12 protein-coding genes are annotated in these 14675 nt (G+C 70.4%); 5 read left to right on the top strand and 7 right to left on the bottom strand.

Features of this window, described 5'->3' with window-relative positions:
* Nucleotides 1–7 precede the first annotated feature (7 nt).
* The 3 genes from H0I76_RS00230 to H0I76_RS00220 are packed head-to-tail and all read left to right on the top strand — an operon-like array spanning nt 8 to nt 5030.
* Nucleotides 8–2044, top strand: a complete 2037-nt coding sequence (locus H0I76_RS00230) for an NADH:flavin oxidoreductase (protein WP_200605543.1) — start codon at nt 8–10, stop codon at nt 2042–2044.
* A complete protein-coding gene (locus H0I76_RS00225; RefSeq protein ID WP_200605541.1) occupies nt 2045–4027 on the top strand; it encodes an oxidoreductase in 1983 nt (660 codons plus the stop codon).
* 1 nt (nt 4028) lies between these two features.
* On the top strand, nt 4029–5030 hold the full coding sequence (locus H0I76_RS00220) for an Ldh family oxidoreductase (protein WP_200605539.1): 1002 nt from the start codon (nt 4029–4031) through the stop codon (nt 5028–5030).
* A 27-nt stretch (nt 5031–5057) separates the two neighbouring features.
* Here the strand turns inward: H0I76_RS00220 and H0I76_RS00215 are convergent, their stop codons facing one another.
* Genes H0I76_RS00215 through H0I76_RS00195 form a run of 5 tightly spaced genes read right to left on the bottom strand, consistent with a single transcriptional unit; the run spans nt 5058 to nt 9437 of the window.
* Nucleotides 5058–5738, bottom strand: a complete 681-nt coding sequence (locus H0I76_RS00215; RefSeq protein ID WP_200605537.1) for an ABC transporter ATP-binding protein — start codon at nt 5736–5738, stop codon at nt 5058–5060.
* Nucleotides 5738–6487, bottom strand: a complete 750-nt coding sequence (locus tag H0I76_RS00210; RefSeq protein WP_200605535.1) for an ABC transporter ATP-binding protein — start codon at nt 6485–6487, stop codon at nt 5738–5740. Before H0I76_RS00210 ends, H0I76_RS00215 begins: the two co-directional genes overlap by 1 nt.
* On the bottom strand, nt 6480–7457 hold the full coding sequence (locus tag H0I76_RS00205) for a branched-chain amino acid ABC transporter permease (protein WP_200605533.1): 978 nt from the start codon (nt 7455–7457) through the stop codon (nt 6480–6482). The genes H0I76_RS00210 and H0I76_RS00205 overlap by 8 nt, the downstream gene beginning before the upstream one ends.
* The gene (locus H0I76_RS00200; RefSeq protein ID WP_200605531.1) at nt 7450–8370 is read right to left on the bottom strand and encodes a branched-chain amino acid ABC transporter permease; all 921 of its coding nucleotides are present in this window, start codon (nt 8368–8370) and stop codon (nt 7450–7452) included. Before H0I76_RS00200 ends, H0I76_RS00205 begins: the two co-directional genes overlap by 8 nt.
* A gap of 50 nt (nt 8371–8420) precedes the next feature.
* A complete protein-coding gene (locus H0I76_RS00195) occupies nt 8421–9437 on the bottom strand; it encodes a 1-aminocyclopropane-1-carboxylate deaminase (protein ID WP_200605529.1) in 1017 nt (338 codons plus the stop codon).
* 156 nt (nt 9438–9593) lie between these two features.
* Between H0I76_RS00195 and H0I76_RS00190 the strand changes: the two genes are divergently transcribed.
* Complete coding sequence (locus H0I76_RS00190) at nt 9594–10070, top strand: winged helix-turn-helix transcriptional regulator (protein WP_200605528.1); 477 nt, start codon at nt 9594–9596, stop codon at nt 10068–10070.
* A gap of 19 nt (nt 10071–10089) precedes the next feature.
* On the opposite strand, the gene H0I76_RS00185 is transcribed toward H0I76_RS00190, so the two are convergent.
* The gene (locus H0I76_RS00185) at nt 10090–11847 is read right to left on the bottom strand and encodes an adenylate/guanylate cyclase domain-containing protein (protein ID WP_200605527.1); all 1758 of its coding nucleotides are present in this window, start codon (nt 11845–11847) and stop codon (nt 10090–10092) included.
* A 116-nt stretch (nt 11848–11963) separates the two neighbouring features.
* Nucleotides 11964–13100: an ABC transporter substrate-binding protein gene (locus H0I76_RS00180; protein ID WP_200605526.1), complete on the bottom strand. Its 1137-nt coding sequence runs from the start codon at nt 13098–13100 to the stop codon at nt 11964–11966.
* A 318-nt stretch (nt 13101–13418) separates the two neighbouring features.
* On the opposite strand from H0I76_RS00180, the gene H0I76_RS00175 reads away from it, so the two are divergent.
* On the top strand, nt 13419–14660 hold the full coding sequence (locus H0I76_RS00175; protein WP_200605525.1) for an MFS transporter: 1242 nt from the start codon (nt 13419–13421) through the stop codon (nt 14658–14660).
* Nucleotides 14661–14675 lie beyond the last annotated feature (15 nt).

The raw sequence follows: 14675 nt of genomic DNA, 5'->3' as shown, positions 1-14675 counted from the left end.
ACCCACGATGCGTGACGACCCCCTTCTGAGCCCCTACCAGCTGCGTCACCTGACGCTGCGCAACCGCATCATGTCGACGGCGCACGAGCCCGCCTATTCCGAGGACGGGATGCCGAAGGACCGATACCGGCTCTACCACGTCGAGAAGGCGAAGGGGGGCATCGCGCTCACGATGACCGCGGGCTCGGCCGTGGTGTCGCCCGACAGCCCGCAGGCCTTCGGCAACCTGCACGCCTATGACGACGCGATCGTGGGCTGGCTGAAGCGCCTTGCGGACGACTGCCACGCGCACGGCTCGGCGGTGATGATCCAGATCACGCATCTGGGCCGGCGCACGGGCTGGAACAAGGGCGACTGGCTGCCGGTGCTGGCCCCCTCGCCGGTCCGCGAACCCGCTCACCGCGCCTTCCCCAAGGAGGCCGAGCACTGGGACATCGACCGCATCGTCGCGGATTATGCCGACGCGGCCGAGCGGATGAAGGAAGCCGGGCTCGATGGCATCGAGCTGGAGGCCTATGGCCACCTGATGGACGGCTTCTGGTCGCCTGCCACCAACCAGCGCGAGGACGAATACGGCGGCGGCCTGGCGAACCGCCTGCGCTTTACCGACCGGGTGCTCGAGGCCATCCGCGACCGTGTCGGGCCCGATTTCCTGGTGGGCGTGCGCATGGTGGCGGACGAGGACTGGGACAAGGGCCTGAGCCGCGAGGAAGGCGTCGAGATCGCCCGGCGCATCGTGGCCACCGGACGGGTCGATTTCCTCAACCTGATCCGGGGCCATATCGAGACCGACGCGGCGCTGTCGAACGTCATCCCGATTCAGGGCATGCGCTCGGCGCCGCATCTCGATTTCGCGGGCGAGGTGCGCGCTGCGGTCAAGTTCCCGGTCTTCCACGCCGCGCGCATCCCCGACGTGGCCACCGCGCGCCACGCCATCGCCGAGGGCAAGCTCGACATGGTCGGCATGACACGGGCGCACATCGCCGATCCGCACATCGCGCGCAAGGTGGCCGCCGGGCTCGAGCACCGGATCCGGCCCTGCGTCGGAGCGACCTACTGCCTCGACCGCATCTACGAGGGTGGCGAGGCGCTGTGCATCCACAACGCCGCAACCGGCCGCGAGGAGACGATGCCCCACGAGATCGCGAAGGCCGAGGCCTCGCGGCGCGTGATCGTGGTGGGCGCCGGCCCGGCGGGGTTGGAGGCCGCGCGCGTCGCAGGCGAACGCGGGCACAAGGTGACGCTGATCGAGGCCGCGTCGCAGGCCGGCGGACAGATCCGGCTCGCCGCCAAGAACCCTCGGCGCTCCGAGCTGATCGGCATCGTCGACTGGCGGCTGGAGGAACTGGAGCGGCTGGGCGTCGAGACGCGCTTCAACACCTTCGGCGACGCGGACGAGATCATGGCCGAGGCGCCGGACGTGGTGATCCTGGCAACCGGGGGCCTGCCCAACACCGCCTGCGTCGAGTTCGGCGAGGAGCTGGTGACCTCGTCCTGGGACATCCTGTCGGGCGAGGCGAAGCCCGGGGCCGAGGTCCTGGTCTATGACGACAATGGCGGGCATCCGGGCATGTCGGCGGCCGAGATCGCCGCGCGGGCGGGCGCCGCGGTCGAGGTTGTCAGCCCCGAGCGTTTCTTTGCGCCCGAGATGGGCGGCCTCAACCACGTCCCATATGCGCGCGTCTTTGCCGAGAAGGGCGTGCGCGTGACCATCAACAGCCGCGTGAAGGGCGTCGCGCGCGAGGGCAACAAGCTGAAGGTGACGCTGGGGTCGGACTATGCCGACACCACCGACACGCGGCTGGTGGACCAGGTGGTGGTCGAGCACGGCACCCTGCCGGACTCCGAGCTTTACGAGGCGCTGAAGCCCCATTCGGTGAATGGCGGCGCGATCGACTATGCCGCGCTGATCGCCGGGCGCCCGCAGACGCTGGCGACCAATGCGGACGGGCGCTTCCGGCTGATCCGGATCGGCGACGCCGTGGCCTCGCGCAACATCCATGCCGCCATCTATGACGGGCTGAGATACGCGAAGGACCTGTGAATGACCGCCTTTCCGCGCCTGATGTCGCCCGTTAGCCTGCGCGGGCATACCCTTAGGAACAGGATCGTTTTCGGCGCACATACCGCAAACATGGCGGTCGAGGGCCTGCCGACCGAGCGCCACGCCGCCTATTACCGCGAGCGTGCCATCGGCGGCGCAGCGATGGTGGTGGTCGAGCCGATGCCCGTGCATCCGGCCGCGGTGCTCACGCGGGGCAACTTCCGGCATACATCGGACGAGGTGGTTCCGCATTTCCGCCGCGTGACCGAGGCGATCAAGGACCACGGCGCCGTCGCGATCCAGCAGCTCTACCACGTCGGCCAGCACGGGGATTCCGACAACTCCTACCACCCGCACTGGTCGCCCTCGGGGATGCCGTCCTACCACGACTCGGACGGCAGCCACGCCATGACCGAGGCCGAGATCGAGGAGACGATCGACGGCTTCGTGCAGGCGGCGCGGCGCTGCCGCGAGGCGGGCTTCGACGGGGTCGAGGTCTGGGCGGCTTATCACGGGCTGGTCGACCAGTTCTGGACGCCCTGGTCGAACCGGCGCGACGACAAGTGGGGCGGTAGCCTCGAAAACCGCACAAGGTTCTCGCGCGAAATCATTCAGCGCATTCGAAAAACCTGTGGCGACAACTTCGTCATCGGCCTGGCCGTCAACGACGAGCTGGACTTCGAGGTCGCCCTGAGCCGCGAGAGCATCGCCGAGATCGTCGAGCGCCACGACCGCGAAGCGATGGTGGACTACGTGACCTGCGGGACCGGCAGCTATTTCGACTTCTACAAGCTGATGCCGACCTTCCTTTACGGCGAGAAGCTGGGGACGCCGCTGGCCGCCACGCTGAAAGGGGTGGTGAAGCATGCCCTCGTCACCGCCGAGAGCCATATCCGCACCCCGCAGAACGGCGAGGACGTGCTCAGGGCGGACGAGGCCGATCTCGTCTCGATCGTGCGCGGGCAGATCGCCGACCCGCACCTGGCAACCAAGGCCGCCGAAGGCCGTCCCGAGGACGTGCGCGGCTGCCTGTCGTGCAACCAGATGTGCTGGGGCCGGCGCTCGCGCGACTACTGGATCTCGTGCGTGGTGAACCCCTCGGTCGGCCGCGAGTGGGAATGGGGCGGCGACCGGTTCACCCCCGCCGAACGTCCGAGACGCGTGCTGGTGGTGGGCGGCGGTGTCGCGGGGCTCGAGGCCACGCGGGTCGCGGCCGAGCGCGGGCACCGCGTGGTTCTGGCCGAGGCCGCCGATCGGCTGGGCGGGCAGTTCCGCCTGGCCGGGCTGCAGCCGCGGCGCGCGCAGATCCTCGACCTGATCGAGTGGTATGAGCGCCAGCTCACCCGGCTGCAGGTCGAGCTGCGGCTCAACACCTATGTCGAGGCCGATGACATAGAGGGGTTTTCACCCGATGTGGTGATCGTGGCCACGGGCGCCCTGCCCGACGGCGACGGCTTCCAGAAGGCGATGCCGCATCTCGCCCGCCTGCCGGGGATCGAACGCGGCCGGGTCTGGTCGGCCGAGGACGTGATGGGCAGGGTCGCGCGGCCCGGCAAGCGCGTGATCGTGCTGGACGAGGGCGGCAACTGGCGCGGCGCCGGCACGGCCTGGCACCTGGCCGAGGCCGGGCACGAGGTCACCATCGTCACCCCCGACCCGCTGGTCGGCAAGGAACTGCAGCGCACCGCCGCCGACTATCCGCTGCGCCAGCGACTGGCCAGGCTTGGGGTCCGCTTCGTCTGCGAAAGCGGCATCCTCGAATGGGCCGCGGCCGGCGCGCGGGTCGCGAGCTTCCTGACCGGCGAGGCGCAGCTGATCGAGGCGGACGACCTGGTGATGGCGGTGCCGAACCGGGCCGAGGACGGGCTCTACCGCGCGCTCGACGGGCGCGGCATCGAGTTGCGGCTGATCGGCGACGCGGCAGCGCCCCGGCAAGCCCCCTACGCGATTCATGACGGGCGCAAAGCGGCATTGGAGATCTGAGATGAGCGAGACACTGAGCCTGGACGCGGCACGCGCGCTGCTGACCCGCGCGGCGATCGGCGCCGGCGCGCGCGAAACGGTCGCGCGCTCGATCGCCAACGCAGCGGTGGCGGCCGAGGCCGAGGGGCTGCCGACGGTCGGGGTCTCGCACTTCCTCGATTATCTCTCGAGCCTCGAAGCCGGGCGGATCGACGGACAGGCCGAGCCCGACATCAGCCGCGCCTCGCCTGTCGTGCTGCGCTCGGACGCGGGCGGCGGGGTGGCCCATCTGGGCTTCGACCGCGTCTTCGAGGAACTGATCGAGGTCGCGCGCTCGTTCGGCGTGGCGGTGTTCGCGCAGAAGGCGGCCTATACCTGCGGGCAACTGGGCTATTTCGCCAATCGCCTGGCCGAGCGGGGGCTGGTGGCGCTGGCTGCGACCAACGGGCCCGCGCTGCTGGCGGCCTCGGGCACCACGGCCTCGGTGTTCTGCACCAACCCGATCGCGCTGGCGGCGCCGCGTGGTGACGGCACGCTGCTGATCGACCAGTCGTCGAGCCAGACCGCTTTCGTGAACATCCGCCGCGCCGCCGAGGCGGGCGAGCCGATCCCCGAGGGCTGGGCGCTCGACGCCGAAGGCAACCCGACCACAGATCCTGTCGCGGCGATGGCCGGGGCGCTGCTGCCCTATGGCGGCGCGCGCGGTGGCAACATGGCGCTGATGGTCGAGCTGCTTGCGGCGGGGCTGACGGGGGCAAACTGGTCTCTCGACGCGCCCTCGATCATCGAGGGCAACGCCAGCCCGATGACGGGGCTGCTGGTCGTCGCCATCGCGCCCGAGGCAACGGGCGGCGCGGGGATGGCACAGCGCCTCGATGCGTGGGCCGCGCGGGTCGAGGCGATGGGCGGGCATATCCCGGGCCAGCGCCGGCAGGCGGTGCTGGCGAAGGCCGAGGCCGAGGGCATCACCATCGGCGCGGAGGTGCTGGAGCGCATCCGCAGCTATACGGCCGAGAGCACCTGAAAGCGCTGCGGCGCCCCGGCGCCGTGCTCAGACGCCCAGCCAGCGGTCGGTGACAGCGGCCGTGAGCCCGGCCGGTGCGCCGGTCCAGACATCCTCGCCCTTCTCGAGGATCACGCAGCGGTCGGCCAGCGCGCGCAGCTCGTGCAGGCTCTTGTCGACGATCAGGATCGCCTGCCCCTCGGCCTTGAGGGCGGCGACCGCGCGCCAGATCTCGGCCCGCACGACGGGGGCGAGCCCCTCGGTCGCCTCGTCGAGGATGAGGAGGCGCGGATTGGTGATCAGCGCGCGCCCGATCGCCAGCATCTGCTGCTCGCCGCCCGAGAGGGTGGCGGCGCGTTGAGCGGCGCGCTCGGCAAGGCGCGGGAACAACGCGCTGACGCGCGCCATGTCCCACGGCCCCGGCCGCGCGGCCGCCATCAGGTTCTCGGCCACCGTGAGGGTAGCGAAGCAGCGGCGGCCCTCCGGCACCAGCCCCAGCCCGAGGCGCGCGACGCGGTGCGGCGCAAGGCCCGCGAGATCGCGGCCCTCGAAGCTCACGCGCCCGTCGCGCGGCGGGGTAAGCCGGCAGATCGCGCGGATGGTGGTGGACTTGCCCATGCCGTTGCGGCCCATCAGCGCCACGACCTCGCCCGCACCCACGGCGAGCGAGACGCCGAAGAGCGCCTGGGCCGCGCCGTAGAAGGCGGTAATGCGCTCGACCGCCAGCATCACGCCTCCTCGCCCAGATAGGCTTCGCGCACCTCGCGCGAGGCGCGGATCTCGTCGGGCGTGCCGGTCAGGATCACCCGGCCATAGACCAGCACACTGATGCGGTCGGCCAGCCGGAAGACGGCGTCCATGTCGTGCTCGACCAGCAGGATCGGCGCCTCGTGCCGCAGGCCGTCGAGCAGCGCGGTCAGCCGCGCCGTCCCGTCGGCGCCGAGCCCCGCCATCGGCTCGTCGAGCAGAAAGACGCGCGGCGCGAGCGCGAGCGCGCAGGCCATTTCGGCAAGGCGCCGCTCGCCATGGCTGAGCTCGGCCACCGGGATGTCGGCGCGCGCCTCGAGCCCCACGCGGGCAAGCGCGGCTTCGGCGGCCGCCGCCAGCCTGGAATCGCGCGAGGCCGAACCCCAGAGCCGGTAGGTCCCCCCTGCCCGGCCCTGCGCCGCGAGGCGCACGTTGACCCGGGCCGAGACCTCCATCGCCAGCGACGAGACCTGGAAGCTGCGGGCAAGCCCCGCCCGCGCCCGCGCCGCGACCGAAAGGCCGGTGATCTGGCGCCCGCCCAGCCAGACCTCGCCCGCATCGGGCACGACGCTGCCCGCGATCTGGCCGATCAGCGTGGACTTGCCGGCACCGTTGGGTCCGATCAGCGCGTGGATCTCGCCCGGCCTGAGATCGAGCGAGACGTCGTCGGTGGCCTTGAGCGCGCCGAAGGATTTCGACAGGCCGCGCAGCGCAAGGATCGGCTCAGCCATGCCGCGCCCTCCCCGCAAGCATGCCGATCAGCCCGCCCCGCGCGAACAGCACGACCCCGAGCAGCACGAGCCCGAGGAACAGCTGCCAGCGGTCGGTCAGCCCGCCGAGCCAGGTCTCGAACGCCACGAACAGCATCGCGCCCGCCAGCGGCCCGCAAAGCCGCCCGACGCCGCCCAGGATCACCAGCACCATGATCTCGCCCGAGCGGTGCCAGCTAAGCATCGAAGGCCCGGTAAAGCCGTTGAGATCGGCGAACAGCGCCCCCGCCAGCGCCACGATCATGCCCGAGAGCACGAACCCCGCAAGCCGCACCGGGTATGGCGAGATGCCCGAGGCGGCAAGCCGCGCCTCGTTCATCCGCGCCATTGCCAGCGCCTGCCCGAAGCGCGATCGCGAGACCTGCCAGACCAGCGCCACGCCCGCGAGCAGGCAGGCGAAGGCGAGGGCGAAGAACTGCATCGCGTCGCCGGTATCCAGCCCCGGGAACTGGTTGCGCAGGTAGATCGGCAGCCCGTCCTCGCCGCCATAGGCCTTCCACGAGACGCCGAGGTAGTAGACCATCTGGGCGAAGGCGAGCGTGATCATGATGAAGTGCACGCCCTGGGTGCGCAGCGACACCGCGCCGATCGCCGCCGCGGCCAGCCCCGCCGCCGCGATCCCGGCAAGCCAGATCAGCGGCATCTGGTCGGTGCCTTCGACCGTCAGCGGCCAGCCGAGGACCGGCGTGCCGGCAAACACGTGGTGCGCCGCGATCCCCGCGGCATAGCCGCCAATGCCGAAGAAAGCCGCGTGGCCCAGGCTGACCATGCCGCCCACCCCCAGCGCCAGGTTCAGCCCGATCCCGGCGAGCGCGAGGATCGTGGCCTTGGTCACGAGGGTGACGAAATAGGTCTCGCCCGCCGCCTGCGCGCCAAGCGCGACGAGAGGCAGGAGCGCGATCAGCGCGAGATTGACCAGCCCCTCACGCATCGGCGGGGAACAGGCCCTTGGGCTTGAGCGCGAGGATCAGCGCCATCACCAGGTAGATCAGCATCGAGGCGAGGGCGGAGCCTGTCGCCGTCGCCTCGGCCGGCGGCATGAAGAGCCCGAACCCCGCCGGAAGGAAGACCCGGCCCATGGTGTCGATCACGCCCACCAGCACCGCGCCCGCCAGTGCCCCGCGGATCGAGCCGATGCCCCCGATCACGATCACGACGAAGGCGAGGATCAGGACGGGCTCGCCCATCCCGACCTGGACCGACTGCAGCGCGCCCACCAGCGCGCCGGCAAGCCCCGCAAGCCCCGCGCCCAGCGCGAAGACCAGCGTGTAGAGTCTGCGGATATCCACGCCCAGCGCCGCGATCATCTCGCGATCGGCCTCGCCCGCCCGGATCTGCATGCCGATGCGCGTGCGGTTGATGAGCCACCAAAGGCCGCCCGCCAGCCCCAGCCCGATGGCGATGATCGCCAGCCGGTAGAGCGGATACTCGGCACCGCCCGGCAGGGCGAGCGTGCCCGACAGCGCCGGCGGGATGTCGAGCCAGAGCGGCCGGTCGCCAAACACCAGCCGCGCGCCCTCCGAGAATATCAGGATCAGCGCGAAAGTCGCCAGCACCTGGTCGAGATGATCGCGCGCATAGAGCCGCCGGATCACCGACACCTCGACCAGCGCGCCCACCGCCGCCGCGGCCAGCGCGCCCGCCAAGAGGCCGGCCCAGAACGATCCAGTCCAGCCCGCAACGGTGGCGCAGACGAAGGCGCCCGTCATGTAGAGCGAGCCATGCGCGAGGTTGATCAGGCCCATGACGCCGAAGACCAGCGTCAGCCCCGCCGCCATCAGGAACAGCGTGAGGCCCAGCTGCACGCCGTTCAGAAGCTGTTCGAGGAAGAGCGCGAGGGTCATGCGCCGCGCATAGCGCGGCGCGGACCAAGTGTCGAGAGCGGCGGGCGAATTCAGCCGTTGCGGTAGGTGTAGGCATAGCCGTTGAGTGCCGGCGCCCCGCCCAGATGCGCGTAGAGCACCTTCGAGCCCGCCGGGATCGTACCCTTGGCGACCAGGTCGATCAGGCCCTGCATGGATTTGCCCTCGTAGACCGGGTCGGTGATCATCGCCTCGGTCCGCGCGGCGAGGCGGATGGCCTCGTTGGTCTCGCGGCTGGGCACGCCATAGGCGGGATAGGCGTAGTCCGGGATGATAACGATGTCGTTGTCGGTGATCGCGTCCTTGAGGCCGATCAGCGAGGCGGTGTTGCGCGCGATCGAAGCGACCTGCGCGCGGCACTGCTCGGGCGTGCCCGAGGCATCGATGCCGATCACGCGGCTCGCCCGCCCGTCGGGCTTGAAGCCCACGATCATCCCCGCCTGGGTCGAGCCGGTCACGACGCAGACGATGATGTAGTCGAAGCGCAGGCCCATCTCGGCCTCCTGCGCGCGGACCTCCTCGGCGAAGCGGACATAACCGAGCCCGCCCAGCGGGTGGACCGAGGCGCCGGCGGGGATGCCGTAGGGCTTGCCGCCCGCGTCGCGCACCGACTGGATCGCGTCCTCCCAACTGCGGCGGATGCCGATGTCGAAGCCGTCCTCGACGATGCGGCTCTCGGCCCCCATCAGGCGCGTCAGCAGGATGTTGCCGACACGGTCGTAGACGGCGTCCTCGTGCGGAACCCAGGCCTCCTGCACCACGACGCATTTCATGCCGATCTTGGCGGCGGTCGCCGCGACCATCCGGGTGTGGTTCGACTGCACGCCGCCGATCGAGACCAGCGTGTCGGCGCCCTGGGCGATCGCGTCGGGGACGATGTATTCGAGCTTCCTGAGCTTGTTACCGCCAAGCGCGAGGCCCGAGTTGCAGTCGTCGCGCTTGGCGTAGATCTCGACTTTTCCGCCCAGCGCCTCCGAGAGTCGCCCGAGCCGTTCGATCGGCGTGGGGTGAGGGAAAGTCAGGGGGTATCGCTCGAATTTCTTAAGCATGGGATGCGCCTCCTCGCGCGGATCGGAGCCTGTGTTCCGGCGACGAGGCTAGCGGAGAGGGGCTGATAGGTGCTTCGAAACTTTATGGATATAGGCGTATGGATCGGTGAAGTTATGCGATGTATATGACTGTTTCTCTCGTTGATTAGGTCTGTAATGAACGATTCCACCACAGCAGCGTTGGACCGAATCGACCTCAGGCTGCTGCGGCTGCTGCAGGCCGACGGTCGGCTCTCGAACGCCGATCTCGCGCGGCGGGTGAACCTGAGCCCCGCGACCTGCCATCGCCGGGTGCAGCGCCTGTTCGACGAGGGGCTGATCGAGGGCGTGCATGCCCGCGTCGCGCCCGAGCCGGTGAACCGCGCGGCGCTGGTGATCGTCGGCGTGGTGCTCGACCGCTCGACGCCCGAGAGCTTCGCGGCCTTCGAGGCGGCGGTGTCCGGGCTCGGCTTCATCCTCGATTGCCACCTGGTCGCCGGTGACTTCGACTACTTCCTGAAGATCAGGGTGCGCGACATGGCCGATTTCAACCGGCTGCACGGAACCGAGCTGATCGCCCTGCCCGGCGTGCGCCAGACGCGCACCTTCTTCGTGATGAAGGAAGTCGTGGACAACGCGCCCCTGCAGTTCTGAGGGGGTCGCCCCGCCGGGCTCAGCCGGACGGAACTCCGGCCTCGCGCAGCGCGTCGAGATCCCGCGCAAGCCGTTCCTGGTCGCGGCGGAACTGCGTCCGGCTCCAGGCCTCGACGGTGAAGCCCGGCCGGGCGTCCAGTAACCGCCGCGCGCAGGCGCGGGCCTCCTCGGCCCGCCCGCTCTGCTGGTGGATGATCACCAGGTCGACGAGGCCGAAACCCGGGCTCCTGGCCTCGTATTGCTCGAAGGCCGCGATCGCCTCCTCGATGCGCCCGGCATGGTGGCAGGCATTGCCAAGCTGGCCGAAATAGACGGGCGGATGATGCGGGCTGAGCGACATCGCGCGGCGGCTGAGGGCGATCGCCTCGTCGGGAAAGCCGCATGGCGTCAGCACGAAGCTTGCCACGTCGGCCGTGTCGGCCGAGCCCGGGGCGAGCGCGACGGCCCGGCGCGCAGCGGTCACCGCTTCGTCGAACCTCCCCTCGAAGAGCCCCGCGAGCGACAGCGCCATGTGCGCGTCGGCATTCTTCTGGTCGAGATCAAGCGCGCGCTCGGCATAGGCCCGCGCCTTGCCGAGGGCGACGGGGCGCTCCTCCCACCAGCCGAAGCGGGCATCGAGCGCGTGCATGAAGCCCAGCATCGCGTTGAGCGCGGCCGAGTCGGGGTCGAGCGCGAGCGCACGCTCCCAGTACTCTCGCGCCGGTCCCATGCCCTCCCGCGTCACGGCGCTGCGCAGGTGCGCGAGCCCCTTCGCCCAGAGCGTCCAGGCCGCGACGTTCGAGGTCGTGACATAACGCAGCCGGGCCTGCTCGCCGTCGGTCAGGCACACCTGCATCTCGGTGGCGACGACCAGGGTGATCTCGTCCTGGATCGCGAAGATGTCGTCCATCGTCCGGTCGTAGCGCTCGGCCCAGAGCGTGCTGCCGTCGGCCGCGTCGACAAGCTGGGCCGAGATGCGCAAGCGGTTCCCGCTCTTGCGCACGCTGCCATGCAGGACATGGCGCACACCCAGCTCGCGCGCGGCGTCGCGCGGATCGAGCTGCCGGTCGCGCAGCGCGAAGCTCGACGCCCGCGCGACCACCCGCAGGCCGTCGAGCTTGGACAGCATGGTGATGATGTCCTCGGTGAGGCCGTCGCAGAAGATCGCCTGGTCGGGGTCGGCACCGACCGGCTCGAAGGGCAGCACCGCGATCGAGGGCTTGTCGGCGCCGATCGCGGGGCCGCGCCCGGCGCCGTCCGCAGCGAGTGACCCGGCATCGTCGTCCGGAAGCCATCTGAAGACACGGACGGGCCGCGCGATGTTCTTGAGCCGCTGCACCCCGCCATCGCGCCAGCGGATGTCGCGGTTCTCGCCCAGCAGGCGATGCGCGTCCTCTGCCAGCGCGATGCCCCCCGGCTCGGCGATCGCCTCGAGCCGCGCGGCAATGTTCACGCCATCGCCCAGAAGGTCCTCGCCGTCGCGCACCACGTCGCCGACGTTGACGCCGACGCGAAACCTGAGCGCCCCGCCCGCGGCGACCCGGTCGGCCATGGCACGTTGCAGGCACAGGGCGAAGCGCACGGCGCCCACCCCGCTTGGAAACTCGATGAGCAGGCTGTCGCCCGCAGTGTTCGCGACGCGCCCGCCATGATCGGCCAGAAGCGGCGCGACCACGTCGCGGCGAACGGCACGCAACGCGGCAAGCGTGCCTTCCTCGTCCGTCCCGACAAGGCGCGAATAGCCCACCACGTCCGCGGCGACGATGGCGGCGAGGCTACGCTGGAAACGTTCGGACATGAGCGAGACTATACCGGCCCGCGGTCACGGCCGGTAGCGCACGGCCGCGCCGCCACGCGACGCGGCCGTGCGGGTGTCCGGCGCATCGGGCCGGGCACCCGTTCCCTGATGGCCGCTTACATCTTGCACTCGGCCGCGTAGGCATCGGCGTGGTCCTCGAGCGCGATGCCGACCAGCTTGTTCGTCGGCTTGCCCTCGGGACCCGCCACCACCTCGCGGACATAGATGTCCTGGATCGGGTGGTGGTTGGGGCCGAACTTGAAATCGCCACGCACCGAGGTGAACTCGGCCGCCTCGAGCGCCGCGCGGAAGGCGTCCTTGTCGCCGGGCGCGGCCTTGTCGAGCGCCGAGAGGATCAGGTTCGCCGTGTCGAAGCCCTGGCTGGCATAGAGCGTGGGCGTGCGGCCGAACTCGGCGCGGAAGCTCTCGACGAAGGCCTTGTTGGCGTCGTTGTCGAGATCATAGGCCCACTGCGAGGTGTTCTTGACCCCGATCGCCGCATCGCCCAGCGCCTGGACGATGATCTCGTCGAACGAGAAGGCGGGGCCGAAGACCGGGATGCCGACATTGGCGGCGGCGTACTGCTTCATGAAGGCGATGCCCATGCCGCCCGGCAGGAAGAAGAACACGGAATCGGCGCCGCTGGCGCGGATCTGCGCGATCTCGGCGGCGTAGTCGGTCTGGCCAAGCTGGGTGTAGATCTCGCCCGCCAGCCCCTCCTCGCCGTAGAAACGCTTGAAGCCGTTCAGCGCATCGGTCCCGGCCGGGTAGTTCGGCGCGAGGATGAAAGGCTTCTGCAGGCCGGCCTGCTTCATGTAGCCGCCCATCGCCTCGTGCAGGTTGTCGTTCTGCCAGGCGACGTTGAAGTAGTTGGGATTGCACAGCTTGCCCGCCAGCGCGCTGGGGCCGGCATTCGGGCTGATGTAGAACACGTCACGCACCGCGCCTGGCACCACCGCCATCGCGAGGTTCGAGAAGATGATGCCGGTCAGGATGTCGACCTTCTCGGACTGGATCAGCTCGTCGGACAGGCTCTTGGCGACATCCGGCTTGTTGGCGTCGTCGCGCACGATCAGCTCGACATCCGAGCGACCCGACTGTTTCAGCGCCAGCTCGAAGCCGTCGCGCACGTCGATGCCGAGATGCGAGCCGCCGCCCGACAGCGTGGTGATCATGCCGATCCTGGTCTCGGCCGATGCCGAGGCCGAGATCAGCGCCATGGCCGCGACCCCGGCCGTCAGAAGCTTCTTCATGTGCGTGCGCCCTCCCGTTCCACTACGCCGGCGCCGTTCGGCGGCGCCCGTCGCCGATCTTCATGCCACGGGATTTGCAGGACGGCCACACCCGTTTTGCGGGCCGGCACCGAGGGGCGAGGCCGCGGGGCAACGCGCGCGTGGGAGCGGCGCGGCGTGCGTGCGACCCCACCCAGTCGCCCGGCGGCGGACGCGCGTGTCCCAGAAATGGCGTGAAGGACGCCACGGGCCGCGCTAGCGTGGCGCACATTCCGTGCCCCGGGGGTTTATTGTGCCGATGTTCCTGACCCTGCCCTGCGCCCGTTCCGCGGCGCCCTCATGCTGAGCCAGCGTCACCGCGTCGTCCTCGCGCTTGGCAGCGCACAGACGCTGGCCTGGGGATCGACCTTCTACCTGCCCGCGATCCTTGCCGGGCCGATGGCGCGCGATCTTGGCGTGTCGACCGGGCTGGTGTTCGGCGCCTTCTCGGGCGCGCTGGTGATCTCGGCACTGCTTGGGCCGCGGGCCGGGCGGCGGATCGACCGCTTCGGCGGGCGCGGGGTGCTGGCGGCCTCGAACCTGGTATTCGCGGCAGGATTGGCGCTGCTGGGAGCGGCGCCGCAGCCGGCGGTGATGGTGGTGGGCTGGCTGGTCCTGGGCATCGGCATGTCGATGGGACTGTATGAATCCGCCTTTGCCGCGCTTGCCCAGGCCTATGGTCGGAAGGCCCGCGGGGCCATCACCGGGATCACGCTGCTGGCGGGCTTGGCGAGCACGATCTGCTGGCCGGTGTCGGCCTGGCTGGAGGCAGAGATCGGCTGGCGCGGCGCCTGCTTTGTCTGGGCCGCGATGCAGCTTGTCGTCGGGCTCCCGCTCAACCTTCTGTGCCTGCCGCGCGGCGCCACGGAGGCGGCCGCGGCGGCACCGGATGCGACGGTCCTGGCGGCAGCCGTTCCCGGCACCGGGCCCGGCGCGCCTGCACCCGCGCCCGCGCCGGCACCGGTTGCCAGGTCCGAACCACATCCGAGGCTGATGCTTCTGCTCGGCTTCGTCTTTGCCATCACCTGGTTCGTCAGCACTGCCATGGCGGCGCATCTGCCCCAGCTGCTGCAGGCATCGGGGGTAACCCCGGTCGCGGCCATCGCGGCCGCGGCGCTGGTGGGCCCGGCACAGGTGGCCGGGCGAGTGCTGGAGTTCGGCGTCCTGCAGCGGTTCAGCCCACTCTTATCGGCGCGACTCGCCACGCTGGGTCACCCGCTGGCGGCGCTGGGCCTGATCAGCCTTGGCGCGCCCTTCGCCGCGGGCTTCGCGCTGCTGCACGGGGCCGGCAACGGCATCCTGACGATCGCCAAGGGCACGTTGCCCCTCGCCATCTTCGGGCCGTCGGGATACGGGCACCGGCAAGGCGTGCTGACGGTGCCGGCGCGCTTCGCACAGGCGGCCGCACCCTTCGTCTTCGCGCTGCTGATCGAGCGGATCGGCACCGGCGTGCTGGCGGTCTCGGCCGGGCTGGGGCTCGCGGCCCTTCTGTGCCTGCTGGCGATCCCCGCCTCGGCCATCACGGCGGGGGACGAGGACTGAGCCCGCCCGCGCGGG

Source organism: Thermohalobaculum xanthum (genome assembly GCF_016623495.1).
Taxonomy (GTDB): Bacteria; Pseudomonadota; Alphaproteobacteria; order Rhodobacterales; family Rhodobacteraceae; genus Thermohalobaculum; species Thermohalobaculum xanthum.
Note: the sequence above shows the minus strand (reverse complement) of the source record. Positions and strands in the feature narration are given on the sequence as shown.